Genomic DNA, 12,742 nt, shown 5'->3' on the forward strand with positions numbered 1-12,742 from the left:
TTCGCTTGGAGCGGCCCGGCGCTTCGTTCGCGACCCACACGCTTTTCACTTCGTGCACTACGCTGCCCGCTGACCGAGCCAATTTGCAGTGAGGCGAACTCGCGAACAATGACTGCCTCATGCCGCCACCTCGGTGCGTTCAGCTACCCGCATGACGGCGCTGCGCGAGCGTGGATTGCCAGCAACTTCCTCATCGCTTGGCTTAGTGCGGCCCAGGGCCTTGAGCTTCATCGCCTTGGGCGCTGCAAACGGGGCGCGCCGGTCAAACACCTCGCGCGAATGTCCTGCAATGAATTGCTTGACGATGCGGTCCTCCAGCGAATGAAAGCTGATCACCACCAGACGGCCGCCCGGCTGCAGGACCGTCAGCGACGCTTCTAGCGCCTGTTGCAGCTCTTCAAGCTCGGCATTGATGAAAATCCGAAGAGCCTGAAATGTGCGCGTTGCAGGATCCTTGCCCGGCTCGCGGGTTTTGACCGCGCCAGCCACGACTTCGGCCAGTTCAGCGGTGCCTCGAACAGGGCCCCGTTCCTGTCTGCGACGATCAATCGCCTTTGCAATCTGCCCAGCAAACCGTTCTTCGCCATATTCACGAATCACCTCCGTCATGGTTTCAATGGACGCCTCTGCCAACCAGTCAGCCACACTTTGACCGCGCGTGGTATCCATGCGCATGTCGAGCGGGCCGTCTGAACGAAAAGAAAAACCGCGCGCCGGATTGTCAATCTGGGGCGAGCTGATACCCAGGTCCAGCAGCACGCCCGCCGCACTGGCCGGTGGCAGTTGGCCCAGCTGCCGGAAGCCTTCGTGGCGGATAGCGAAGCGTGGATCAACGATGCTTGAAGCTTCTGCAATAGCCTCCAGATCTTTGTCAAAGGCCGTCAGGCGCCCTTGCTTAGAGAGCTGCGACAGCAACAGGCGCGAATGCCCGCCGCGTCCAAAAGTCGCGTCGATGTAGTGACCGTCCGGGTTGACGAGAAGCGCTGCGATGGCTTCGTTCAACAAGACAGTGCGGTGTGTCCATGTGCCTGTCACCGTCCTCTTTCAGAATGAAAAGTCTTTGAAGACATCGGGCATCTCACCCTTCATCTGCTCAGCCTCTTGGCCAGCGTAAGTCGCAGCATCCCAAAGCTCAAAATAGCTGCCCATGCCGAGCAGCAAGGCATCCTTGCTGATGCCCGCCGCTGCGCGCAACTCAGGCGAGACCAGCAGGCGGCCGGTCGCATCCATATCCACATCCATGGCATTGCCCAGAAAAATCCGCTTCCACCAGTGCGCTTGTGGCGGCAATGAGGAGATACGGTCACGGAATTTTTCCCACTCATTGCGTGGGAAAATCATTAGACAGCCATGTGGGTGTTTGGTGATGGTGAGCTGGCCAGAGGCGGTGGCGCTCAGGACGTCACGATACCGAGTCGGCACAGATAGCCGCCCCTTGGTATCGAGAGCTAGAGAAGACGCGCCTTGGAACACCGTTAAAACCCTTGAAAAAACACTTTTCGCCACTTAATTGCACTTTCTCCCACTTTATCAGTAAAGCATCCCTGCGCAAGAGCTTTGAAACAATATTTTTCAATGAAATCAAGGACTTAGCCCCATCTTTGAAAGCGCCCGGGACAGAAAATCGTTCTAGATTAAGCACTTAGAGCAGTCTATGAAGGTAGTGCGTGAAGCGAGCCTGCGCTCAGGCCTGCATTCTTCAAAGAGGTGGGAGCAAACGCCAAGTGCTGTTGAATTTTTTATTCAACTGACAGGTCAAGCAGGCTCGAGGCAGCCGGCTGGCTCAATAATTGAGGGGCAATTTGCCCTCAGCCCATATGCGAGGGGCGCAAGTAGCTATGAAACTTATAGCAAACCAACTCCAGAGGCCGTGCTTCGCAATGATCGAAAACACACCTTTAGCGGAGTCATTGTGTAAAGACCCGCCAATTTGTATCCAATGCGCAGCAGATCAGCGTGCCTCGGCGAGGCAGCAGCACTCAATCAATCCGAACGACGACCCGCGCGTGGTCTGTGATGCCAATCACGTTGAAAAAGGCAGCAACCAGTCGATTGACGTCCGAAAACTGCACCGAGCAGTGCTGGTTCTCGCGCGCCGAGACCCAGTTCAACAGCGTACCAGCGGCGGAAAAATCGACGCGGATCAGCTTGGCGCAGGAAATCACCATGACGTCCGCCCCCATCAGCTTGACTGCGAGCTTGTCCATCACCGCAATGACATCGCCCTGTATCTGCCCGGACAGTTCCACCGACGCGATATTGCTCACTTGTGAACTCTGGGCGTCCGCCTGCTGAGAGTCCCGCTCGTCTATCGCTGCGAAGCCGAAACTGGTGGAGTCACGGTAAACATCGCCGATGATGGTCTGCTCAGCCATCGCGCCGCCTTGCGCATCGATCGATTGGTACCTGCAGCGTGCGCTCTCCCACGCTGGCGGGGAAACCTCATAGGTCACGCAAAAATCAAGCGCCGCGAGTTCGAAGTCATCGGGTCTGTGCACGACACGCAGCACTTGCATGCGCAACTGCCAGCAGTTTTGATCGGTATCACGGCTTCCCGAGGGCGTGGCCTGCTGCAGTACCTTTTGCAGTTGGCCCTCGCCCACGAAATGCAACTCGACAGACTGCCCTCCCCAGCCACTAAATACTTTGTTCAAGGCTTCAACGGCAGTTGGGTCGATCGTCTTGAGATTGCTCCAATCCAAGCGCCAGGGCTGAGGCGCCCTGAGCATGACCGCCGTGAGCGCGGCCACGGTCTGCAGCCCCAGCACCGACGGACAGATCCAGTCAGAGACAGGCCCATGGGCGGATTTGCCGGCCGGACGTGCAAGCAGCTTCACCAGTTCCGGCAGTGAAAACCACTGCGGTGCGGAACGCTCAAAGCGCTCTACAAACTGAATGGCAGCGGCTTCAAACTTGTCCTGCTCGCCGGTGGCCCGATACAGGTCAAACAGCGTCAGCCAGGTTTCAACGTGCCCGGCGCGGGCTGCGCCTGGTGCCAGTATTTCGAGCAAGCCGGCTTCGGCACCTTCATCATCACCATTGGCAAAACGGATAGCGGCTTCTTCCAGTTCCGCATCGTGCGCAACAATTTCTCCCGCCTCCACCGCTGAAATTTTCGAAGGTGAGAATGTCGACGGCCCGCTATCGCGCACACCAGCGACCCCCGAAAAATTACCCCCCTCGGGGGCTCTGGTCGACACTCCGCCCGAGCCGGAGGCGGCCAGCGCCATCGACAAGGCAGTGGCTTCAATTGGAAACCGCGCTTGCGAGGGCATGCTTTGCCCACCTTTCGCGGCCTCAGACTGCAGGCCTGCCGGGACCGTCGGCCGGTAGGCCAAAGGTAGCTCGTCGTCCAGCAACGGAGGCTGTGTGGCGAGCCCTTTGTCTTGTAACCTTGTGGGCGCCGAAGCGCCGGCATCCGCTGGCAGGTTGTTCTTGGTTTTCCACCACTGCATGGACATCTGCGCTTCAATTTCGTCGATTTTCTTGATCGTCGACGCCCGGTCGTCGGGCCGCGAGGGCAGACTGCTTTGAAAGAAGGAGGGCCGCCCGCCCTCGTCTTGGCCCATGCCCACTATGGCTTCGCGCTTGCGCATCTTGCGCAGCATTTCGAACTCGCGCTTGCGCACGAAATCGTTTTGCCGCTTGCGCTCTATCATTTCCTTGAGCAATTGCTTGCTCATGGCTTCGTCTCGATCAGTTTGCGCAGAGTCCAGATCCGACCAGCTGGTAGCCGGATTGCGGACGAACTTGACCATTTTGGACAGCAAGCCGGGTGCGGTTTCTTCTTTGGCCATGGCTGGGCGGTTAAAAAGCGTTCAGTCGCCGAGCGCGTTAATCGCCAAACATCTTTTGCTTGAGCTCGCGGCGTTGTTGTGCTTCCAGCGACAAATTGGCCGTAGGCCTTGCGATCAGGCGTCCCACACCGATGGGTTCTCCGGTCTCGTCGCAGTAGCCATAGTCACCGGAGTCAATGCGGGAAATCGACTGCTCGATCTTCTTGAGCAGCTTGCGTTCGCGGTCGCGGGTGCGCAATTCCAGCGCGTGTTCTTCTTCAATGGTGGCGCGGTCTGCCGGGTCCGGCACCACCACGGTGTCTTCGCGCAAATGTTCCGTGGTTTCACCAGCACTGTTGTGAATATCCTGCTTGAGCACCGACAGCTTGTGGCGAAAGAACGCCAGCTGCTTTTCGTTCATGTACTCGGAGTCGGGCATGGACTTGACTTCGTCGTCGCTCAGTTCGTCTGCGGCCTTGGTCTTCCAGTTGTTGGCAAGCTTGGGGTCTTTTTTGGCAGCCGCCTGGATGGGCGGCGCAATCACGCGCTCGGTCATGGTCGAGTAACTGGCTTTGGCGGCATCAGGCGCATGGGTAGGCAACATAGGCGCTTGCGGCGCTGACTGGGCGGCCACGCGCGCCGAACTCCTTCGACCGGGCTTGAGCGGCTTGGGTGCCGGCAACCCCGAGGGACGAGCGGGCGCTGGCGCAGCGACCACTGCCAGAGCGGTTTTCGAGGCGCTAGCCGATTTGACGATTTTGCTGTCTTTGGCAACAGGTTTGGAAGGCGCTTTCGCGACAGGTGTTTGCAATGGTTTTGCCACAGGTTGTGCCACGGGTCTGGCGGGTTGAATGGATTTGGTCGCTACCTTGGCTTTGACGGGAACGGGCTGACCCGTTGCCTTCTTGCTGGCTGCCCCGGCGGGTGCATGCACCGACGCCGCGTTGCTTAAAGGTTGGGCCTTCGCCTTGAGCGTCTTGCTGGCAACCGGACTGGCGGCCCTTTTTACCGCCCCGGCTGCGACCTTGGGTGTTGGTTTGACATGCATCGTCGTTTTGGCCGATGGTTTTACGGCCGCCTTGGCTGGCGTGGGGGTCTTCTTTGCTGGGGCTTTCACCATATGTCTCCTCTGGAAAGTAGCTTGGGAGCGGTTCTTGGACCTTCGCCGCAGCTGATTGGCCCCACTGCCGTTACGCGGTACGGCCCTGGCGGATACCAGGCTTTCTGGTTGGTCTGCCGCCCGCCTGCCTCGCAAGTCGCCTTAACGCGGCGTCCCGATTCGGTCTTCCGGGTATTTTGATCGGCGCGCGATTGTAACGGCTCACCGGCGCACAGCAACAATCTGGCAGCAAAGCGTGGAAAAATCGAAACAAACATGAAAGCCTTCGCCTTTTGGAGGTTACAGGCGGACAGCCTACATCAAACCAAGCATTGCTCCAGTCCCTGTACAAAAATATCTTTGGGCAGGTCAATGCCGATGAAGACCATCTTGCTGTTTTTCTTCTCGCCCTCGGCCCAGGCCGGACCCAGGTCGCTGCCCATGAGCTGGTGCACACCCTGAAAAATCACTTTGCGCTCGGTGCCTTCCATATAAAGCACTCCCTTGTAGCGCAGCATGCGCGGGCCGTAAATATTGACCACCGCGCCCAGGAAGTCCTCCAGCTTGGCCGGGCTAAAGGCCTTGTCGGCGCGGAATACAAAGCTTTTCACATCGTCGTCATGGTGATGATGATGGCCCTGGCCGTGGTCTGGCGCATGCGAGGGGTGGTCGCAGTGTTCGCCGTGTTCATGGTCGTGGTTGTGGTGCTCGTGGGCCGCCTCCTCGTCCTTGAGGAAATCGGGGTCGATATCGAGCTTGGCGTTGAGGTTGAAGCCGCGCAGGTCAAACACCTCTGAAATCGGCACCTCACCGAAATGTACGGCGCGCTGCGGTGCGCGCGGGTTCATATCGCGCAGCCGGTGCATCAGCGCCTGTACTTCGCCCTCGGTGACCAGCTCGGCCTTGCTGATAAATATCTGATCGGCAAAACCGACCTGGCGGCGCGCCTCCTGGCGCTCGTCGAGCTGAATCTGCGCATGTTTGGCATCGACCACCGTCAAAATGGAGTCCAGCAGGTACTGCTCGGCAATTTCTTCATCCATGAAGAAGGTCTGCGCCACCGGTCCGGGGTCGGCCAGCCCGGTGGTTTCTATCACCACACGCTCAAAGTCAAGCAGGCCCTTGCGTTTCTTGGTTGCCAGCAACTGCAGCGTTTCGCGAAGATCTTCGCGGATCGTGCAGCAAATGCAACCATTGTTCATCTGAATGATGTTTTCCTGGGTGTCGTTGACGAGAATTTCGTTGTCGATGTTTTCCTCGCCGAACTCGTTTTCAATGACGGCAATCTTCTGGCCGTGCGCCTCCGTCAGGATGCGCTTGAGCAGCGTGGTCTTGCCCGCGCCCAGAAAGCCGGTGAGTATGGTGACGGGAATCAAGCTCATGGTGTTTGCCTAAATAACAGAGAACATGTTTTAAAAAATACGCAAGGCGACAAGGCGCGCAACAACTAACCAAGCTGGGGAGTTTAGCGGCGCTGTCAAGCTACCGAGCTGCGCCGATCAATACCACTTTTGCCAGTAGCTACTCTGGGACCGGCGTTGGCAACAGCGTCCAATTTGCAGCATCTGAGTACCGTTGAGCGCCTTATTGACACTATTATTTTAATAGCTGCTTGCGCCCGTCCTTATTGGGCCAGAGGCCTATTCGACTGCCAAATTAGTTAACCCGCCGGCCGTTTGACCAGCACCAGCCCCTTGAGGTACTCGCCTTCCGGAAACGCCACCGTCATAGGGTGATCGGGCGCGCCACCCATGCGCTCGGTGATAAAGGCGTCGATCCCGGCGTCGGTGCCCGCCGACGCGACAATTTTGTGGAACAGGTCGCCGCTGATGCCACCCGAGCAGGAATAGGTGAACAGCACCCCGCCCGGCTCCAGAATGCTCAAGGCCAACCGGTTGATGTCCTTGTAGGCGCGCGCCGCCCGCTCGGCGTGCTTGATGGTGGGCGCGAACTTGGGCGGGTCGAGCACGATGGCGTCAAAGGTCCTGCCCTCCTTCTGGTACTGGCGCAGCGAGGCATTGACATCGGCGTCGAGCAGTGTGCTGCGGCTGGCGTCAAAGCCGTTCAAGGCCACATTGGCCTGGGCGCGCGCCAGCGCCGGGGCGGACGAGTCGATCGAGGTGACATGGCGGGCGCCGCCGGCCAGCGCCGCCACGCTAAAGCCGCCGGTGTAGCAAAAACAGTTGAGCACGCGCTCGAACTGCAGGCGCCGCGTGGTGGAGGCAAATTTCTGCCGGCTGTCGCGCTGGTCCAAGTAAAAACCGGTTTTGTGGCCTTCTGCCACATCCAGGCTCAGCTTCCAGTCATGCTCGGCAATGGTGATTGAGGTGTCGCCCGAGCCGGCCAGCCAGCCGGTGGCCTCGGGCAAGCCTTCCAGCGCGCGCACGCTGGCGTCCGAGCGTTCATACAGACGCGTCAAGCCGGTTTGCGCCAGCAGCGCCTGCACAATCACGTCCTTCCAGCGCTCGGTGCCGCAGCTGGAAAACTGCGCCACCAGCGTGTCGGCATAGCGATCCACCACCAAGCCGGGCAGCCCGTCGGATTCACCGTGAATCAGCCGCCGGCCGTCGCTCTGGATGTCAAACAGGCTCCTGGCTTTTATGGCCTGGGCGATGCGTGCTATAAAAAACGAAGCATCGATGCGCTGCGTCTCGTCAAAACTCCAGACCCGGGCACGAATTTTGGAGCTAGGACTGAAAGCCGCCCAGCCCAGAAACTGCCCGGCATAGCCCTCTACGCGCACCGTTTCACCGGCATCCGCGCTGCCGCTGGCAATGGCGCCGTCAAAAATCCAGGGATGGCGGCGCAGCAAGGAGCGTTCCTTGCCGTCCCTTAATCGAATTGTTTTCATGGCGCTATTGTCGCGGCTCGTCTGCAGTGAAGCCGCCGGCGCACAGCGGTTCCGACCCTGCGTGCCCGCAAACGGTGGAGCACTCCTTCGTTTAGACGAGGTGACTATCCCAATACTTTGCGACAATCCGGCCCTCTAATGATTTTTACCTATAAATCTTGCCTGCCCGGACTTTGCCAGCGCTTTGGCATTCGGGCGCTCCCAACGCTTCGCCTGCTGATGGCGGGCCTGTGCACGAGCCTGCTGCTCGGTGCGCTGCTGGCGCTGACCAGCCTGGATGCGCGCGCGCGCACCGTGCTGGACCTGGACACGCGAACCCAGCCGGTGGCGCTGCAGGACTGGGGCGATTACTGGATAGATCCCACCGGCAAGTCCACCGCCGAACAGGTGGCAAGCCACGCTGACATGCCCTGGCAGCCGACGCGCGCCGCGGCGATCTACCCGGTGACCGCTGGCTCCGCCATGTGGGTTCGTTTTACCGTGCCACCAGCACCGGATGCCGAGCGCTGGTACCTCGAAGTGCCTTACCCGGCGATCAACCGCGCCTCGCTTTACACACCCGACGGCGCCGACCAGTGGCGTGAGCAGCGCGCCGGCGACCTGGTGGCGGTCAGCCAATGGCCGGTGCCGCACCGCCATCCGCTGCTGCCGATTGCCTTGTCGGCGGAGCAGCCCACCCGCTACTTGCTGCGGCTTGAAAACGGACACGCCTTCAGAGCCTCGCTGCAATTTATCAGCGAAGGACGCCTGAGTGCTTCAGAGCAGCGGGTCTCGCTGATTCTCGGCCTGTTCTTTGGGCTGGCCGGCCTGGCCGCGCTGGTTTCTGCACTCAGCGCCGTCTCGCTGCGCGACTCGGCCTATGCCTTTTATGCCTTGAGCGTGGCCTTGCTCGGCCTGACCCAAGCCAGCCTCACCGGCATCGCCGGCCTCCACCTGTGGCCTAACTCGCCTTGGTGGAACGACCTCGCGCCGTGCATTCTGCCGCTGCTGACGGCATCGGCCACCTTGCTGTTTATCTCGGCAGCGGTGGCGCTGCCCGAGCGGTGGCAGCGCCTGCACCGGCTCATCGTCGGCCTGGCCTTGCTGGGCGTTCTGCTCGCTGCCGCGCTGGTGTGGCTGCCCGCCGCATCGCGCCGGGATCTCTTCGTGCCCAATCTGTGGCTGCTGCGGCTCAGCGGCCTGCTGTTGTTAGCTTGGGCCTGGCGGCGCGGTGACCGCTTTGCGCCCTGGCTGTTGCTGGCCTGCCTGCCCATGCTCGCGGCCAACGGCTGGTCCCTGGCTGCCAATGCCGGACTGGCGCCCTTCGGCTTTCTCACGCGCTATGGCATGCAGCTGAGCGTGGCCTTGTACTTGCCGGTCGTCATGCTGGTGCTGATGCTGCGCAGCCAGCACCGGCGCGAAAACACCCGGCGGATTCAAGGGCTGGACCGGGTCGATCCGGCTACCGGGCTGATCAATGGCCATGTGTTTGCCGAACGTCTGCTGCGCATGATGGCGCGCTCGGAGCGGCTAAACCAGCAAAGCGGCGTGCTGCTGGTAGAACTGGCCAACACCGAACAGATACAGCGCGATTTTGGCGGCAAGGCAGCAGACGAATTGCCACTGCGCGTGGCCGAGCGGCTGCTGTCCATCACGCGTGTCATCGACAGCGCTGCCCGGCTTTCGGACCGGCGCTTTGCCATGCTGGTCGAAGGCCCGTTCAGCGCGGCAGATGCTGCCGCGCTAGGGCCGCGCATCGTGGCGCGCTGCATGATGCCGTACGACCGCCTGCACGTGGACTGCGTGGCGCAAGTGCGCGTGGTCTATGCATTGGTGCCCTACCGGGGCGCCGACGCGCAAGATCTGCTGGAGTTGCTAGAAGACCGTTTGGCCGCCGTGCCAGCCAACAGCAAGCGCGCGGTTTTTGCGCTCGGCGACATCTCGGCTGGTATCCCCTTGCAAAGTCCAGTGCTGCGCAAAACCGCCTGACTCCCGGATTCCCCTGATCGCATTTCTACGTCAATACAGCCGGTTGTTGAAATGCCATGAGATCGCCGCTCAGCCCTTCGTGACGGCTTCGTTTTTGCTGATCGCTTTAGGTTTAGGTTTGGATTTGGATTTGGATTTAGTCTTGACCTTCACCTTAGCTTCAGCGCCAACCGCAACGCCTAAGGGCAGCCGGGCCGCCGTGGGGCCTGCGCCGGCCTGGCTGCCCAACAGCGCCCGCGGATGGGTTGCGTCATAAATCCTGGCCAGGTGCTGGAAGTCGAGTCGCGTGTAAACCTGCGTCGTGGTGATGTTGGCATGGCCCAGCAACTCCTGCACCGCCCGCAAATCACCGCTGGACTGCAGCACATGGCTGGCAAAAGAGTGGCGCAGCATGTGCGGATGCACCGGCGTTGCCAGCCCGGCCTGGAGCGAACGCTGCTTTAGGCGCACGCGAATGTGCTGCGGCGTCAGTCGTCCGCCGCGCTGGTTGATGAACAAGGCGGTCGAAGCCGCTTCTGCGCGCGGCAAGCCGGCCCAATCGCTGCGTGCTGCCAGCCAGGTCTGCAGCGCCTGCAAGGCCTGCCGGCCGACCGGGACGCTGCGCCGCTTGGAACCTTTGCCCAGCACATGCGCCTCGGCGGCGTCCAGGTCAATCCAGCCGCGCGCCTGGCCACTGGCCAGCACATCAAGCCCCACCAGTTCGCCAATGCGCAACCCGCAGCCGTAGAGCAGTTCGGTGATGCACTGGTCGCGCGCCTCCAGGTGCGCATCGCCGGCATCGTCGGGCGCCTGGTAGCTGGCCAGTTGCACCGCCTCATCCACGCTCAGGGCTTTGGGCAGCGGCTTGGCGGCTTTGGGGGCGCGCACATCCTGCACCGGGTTGGCGGCCACCAGCCCTTCACGGCCCAGCCAGGTGTAAAAGCCGCGCCAGCCCGACAGGATCAGCGCAATGCCGCGCCCGCTGCGCCCGGCGCCGTGCATCTGCACCACCCAGCGCCGCATGTGGGTGCTGTGCACGTCCGTTAGTGCCACACCGGCCTGCAACGCGTTGCTTTGCAGCTTGTGCAGGTCCAGCGCGTAAAGCTCCACGGTGCGCTGCGCCAGGCGTTTTTCCACCCGCACATGCTCCAGGTAGCGCTCGACCAGCGGATGCGCTGCGGGCTCGGCTAGTGCCGGCTCAGATCCAGACACGAGCGGAGGTGTCTGCACCATATGCAAGGTTTAGGCGGTGCGAGGCCGGGTCGTGCCCTGGGCGCGCAGCCGCGACAATGCCGCGCCGCCCAGCTCGCCCAGACGCTCCAGAAAATCAGTGCCCATGCCGCTTTCAAAGCGCTCGGCATCGGGCGAAGCCAGCACCAGCAGACCCGACACCTGGGCGCCGGCGGCAGTGCGCAAGGGAATCAGTGCAATCGACTGCGCCTGCGCCGCGTCGGGCAGCCAGCCGACGGCTTCAAAGCCTGAATTGATACCGCAGTAGGGCGCGCTCAAGGAGCAGGCAAAGGTCTGCGCGTCGGGGCTCACACCTGTCACAAAGCTCTCGTCCGAGAAGATGCCGTTGACGCCCCAGATTTTGATGGCGGCCTGCGGAATCTGGAACTCGCCGGTGATGCCGTCGACGATGGCGCCCGGCAAGTCGCGCGCGTGCGCCGTCTGCAGCAGCTTGCGGGTCCAGCGCTGCAGCTTGTCGGCAATCGCCACGTTGTCCTGGCCGTGGCGGATCATCTCGACCACCCGCGTTTCCAGACCCTTGATCTTTTCGCGCAGCATGCCGGCCTGGCGCTCCTGCAGGCTGACGGCCCGGGTGCCGTGGCCGCTGGACAGTTGCACCGTGGCCAGCAGTTGGGCGTGACGTTCGAAGAAATCCGGCGTGTTGGCCAGAAAGTTGGCGATGTCGTCTTCGGTGATGGAGTGTTCAGTTGGGTTCATCAATGCATTGTCCCGTGTTTAAAAGTTAAGGCTAAAAAAGCCGCGGCGCCGGGCTTGCTCCTCACGCCGGCAGGGGCCGCGGAACCGGCTTGCCGGGCCGCAGGCGCGGCGCCCCCTCAAGGGGCAGCGAACCACACGCAGCGGGAAGCGTGGGGGCATCGGCCGCCAGCGCCGGGCCGCCCCAAGCCAGGCCAGCCCCCTCGGGGGGCAGCGAACCACACGCAGTGGGGAGCGTGGGGGCATTATTCAGGCACGTCGATCTGCGACGCAAACACCGTGGTCGCCGGGCCGGTCAGCATGACCGGGGCATCGAGCTGGCCCGACCATTCAATCGTCAGCAGGCCGCCGCGCGTCAGCACCTCGACGCGCGCGTCCAGCAGGCCCCAGCGGATGCCGGCCACCACCGCCGCGCAGGCGCCGCTGCCGCAGGCCAGTGTTTCTCCGGCGCCGCGCTCGTAGACCCGCAGGCGAATCTGTCTGGTTGAGACCACCTGCATGAAGCCCGCGTTGACGCGCCTGGGAAAACGCACATGCTGCTCGATCAGCGGGCCGCTTTGTAGCACCGGCGCAAGCGCCACATCGTCCACCAGCTGCACCGCGTGCGGGTTACCCATGGACAGCGCTGCTATAAAAACAGGAGCTGCTTGCGCCCGTCCCGTATGGGCTAGAGGCCATTTTTGCCATGAACCAACGGCTTGCGGCGTCAATCCGCAAGCGTCAAAAGGAATGCGCGCCAAGTCAAACACCGGCGCGCCCATGTTGACTGTCACGCGGCCGTCAGGCTGCATGCGCAACTCGATCACGCCACCCAGCGTCTTGACCCTGACCGCGTCTTTGGTGGTCAGCCCCTGCTCGCGCACAAAACGCACAAAGCAGCGCGCGCCATTGCCGCATTGCTCGACCTCGCCGCCGTCGGCGTTGTGAATCACGTATTCAAAGTCGATGCCCGCGCCGGGCGAGGGCCGCACCGAAAGAATCTGGTCGGCGCCTACGCCAAAGTGGCGATCGGCCAGAAAGCGGTACTGGCCGGGCGACAGATTCAGGCGCCCGCGGGTCTCGTCAAGCACCACAAAATCGTTGCCGGCCCCCTGCATTTTGGTAAATCGGATTAGCATCGCGGCA

General features: G+C 61.6%; 10 protein-coding genes. 1 reads left to right on the forward strand and 9 read right to left on the reverse strand.

Going from position 1 to position 12,742, the window contains the following annotated elements:
- Positions 1 to 117 precede the first annotated feature (117 nt).
- From rsmH to HHJ18_RS10445, 6 genes are all read right to left on the reverse strand, one after another.
- Positions 118 to 1,035: a 16S rRNA (cytosine(1402)-N(4))-methyltransferase RsmH gene (gene rsmH, locus HHJ18_RS10420; RefSeq protein WP_296914851.1), complete on the reverse strand. Its 918-nt coding sequence runs from the start codon at positions 1,033 to 1,035 to the stop codon at positions 118 to 120.
- Positions 1,036 to 1,044: 9 nt separating this feature from the next.
- Positions 1,045 to 1,473, reverse strand: coding sequence for a division/cell wall cluster transcriptional repressor MraZ (mraZ, locus tag HHJ18_RS10425; RefSeq protein ID WP_296915195.1), 429 nt, complete (start codon positions 1,471 to 1,473; stop codon positions 1,045 to 1,047).
- Positions 1,474 to 1,979: 506 nt separating this feature from the next.
- Positions 1,980 to 3,797 carry an STAS domain-containing protein gene (locus HHJ18_RS10430; RefSeq protein WP_296914854.1) on the reverse strand — a complete coding sequence of 606 codons (1,818 nt, stop codon included), beginning with the start codon at positions 3,795 to 3,797 and terminating at the stop codon, positions 1,980 to 1,982.
- Positions 3,798 to 3,834: 37 nt separating this feature from the next.
- On the reverse strand, positions 3,835 to 4,893 hold the full coding sequence (gene dksA, locus HHJ18_RS10435; protein WP_296914856.1) for an RNA polymerase-binding protein DksA: 1,059 nt from the start codon (positions 4,891 to 4,893) through the stop codon (positions 3,835 to 3,837).
- Positions 4,894 to 5,195: 302 nt separating this feature from the next.
- On the reverse strand, positions 5,196 to 6,257 hold the full coding sequence (locus HHJ18_RS10440; protein WP_296914859.1) for a GTP-binding protein: 1,062 nt from the start codon (positions 6,255 to 6,257) through the stop codon (positions 5,196 to 5,198).
- Between the two features lie 278 nt (positions 6,258 to 6,535).
- Entirely contained in the window at positions 6,536 to 7,726 is a 1,191-nt protein-coding gene (locus HHJ18_RS10445; RefSeq protein WP_296914863.1) for a class I SAM-dependent methyltransferase, read from the reverse strand.
- Between the two features lie 138 nt (positions 7,727 to 7,864).
- Here HHJ18_RS10445 and HHJ18_RS10450 point away from each other — a divergent pair, with 138 nt between their 5' ends.
- Entirely contained in the window at positions 7,865 to 9,694 is a 1,830-nt protein-coding gene (locus HHJ18_RS10450; RefSeq protein ID WP_296914865.1) for a 7TM diverse intracellular signaling domain-containing protein, read from the forward strand.
- A gap of 69 nt (positions 9,695 to 9,763) precedes the next feature.
- On the opposite strand, the gene HHJ18_RS10455 is transcribed toward HHJ18_RS10450, so the two are convergent.
- From HHJ18_RS10455 to dapF, 3 genes are all read right to left on the reverse strand, one after another.
- On the reverse strand, positions 9,764 to 10,906 hold the full coding sequence (locus tag HHJ18_RS10455) for a tyrosine recombinase XerC (protein ID WP_296914868.1): 1,143 nt from the start codon (positions 10,904 to 10,906) through the stop codon (positions 9,764 to 9,766).
- 9 nt (positions 10,907 to 10,915) lie between these two features.
- Entirely contained in the window at positions 10,916 to 11,620 is a 705-nt protein-coding gene (locus HHJ18_RS10460; RefSeq protein WP_296914871.1) for a DUF484 family protein, read from the reverse strand.
- A gap of 242 nt (positions 11,621 to 11,862) precedes the next feature.
- The gene (dapF, locus tag HHJ18_RS10465) at positions 11,863 to 12,735 is read right to left on the reverse strand and encodes a diaminopimelate epimerase (protein ID WP_296914874.1); all 873 of its coding nucleotides are present in this window, start codon (positions 12,733 to 12,735) and stop codon (positions 11,863 to 11,865) included.
- Between the last annotated feature and the right edge of the window lie 7 nt (positions 12,736 to 12,742).

The sequence above is a fragment of the Polaromonas sp. genome, assembly GCF_012927455.1.
GTDB lineage: Bacteria > Pseudomonadota > Gammaproteobacteria > Burkholderiales > Burkholderiaceae_C > Polaromonas.

Excerpts from the sequence above, each read along its gene's own strand:
- HHJ18_RS10430 (WP_296914854.1), bottom strand. The coding sequence starts at position 3,797 with ATGGCCAAAGAAGAAACCGCACCCGGCTTGCTGTCCAAAATGGTCAAG.
- HHJ18_RS10440 (WP_296914859.1), bottom strand. The coding sequence starts at position 6,257 with ATGAGCTTGATTCCCGTCACCATACTCACCGGCTTTCTGGGCGCGGGC.
- HHJ18_RS10445 (WP_296914863.1), bottom strand. The coding sequence starts at position 7,726 with ATGAAAACAATTCGATTAAGGGACGGCAAGGAACGCTCCTTGCTGCGC.
- HHJ18_RS10450 (WP_296914865.1), top strand. The coding sequence starts at position 7,865 with ATGATTTTTACCTATAAATCTTGCCTGCCCGGACTTTGCCAGCGCTTT.
- HHJ18_RS10455 (WP_296914868.1), bottom strand. The coding sequence starts at position 10,906 with ATGGTGCAGACACCTCCGCTCGTGTCTGGATCTGAGCCGGCACTAGCC.
- HHJ18_RS10460 (WP_296914871.1), bottom strand. The coding sequence starts at position 11,620 with ATGAACCCAACTGAACACTCCATCACCGAAGACGACATCGCCAACTTT.
- dapF (WP_296914874.1), bottom strand. The coding sequence starts at position 12,735 with ATGCTAATCCGATTTACCAAAATGCAGGGGGCCGGCAACGATTTTGTG.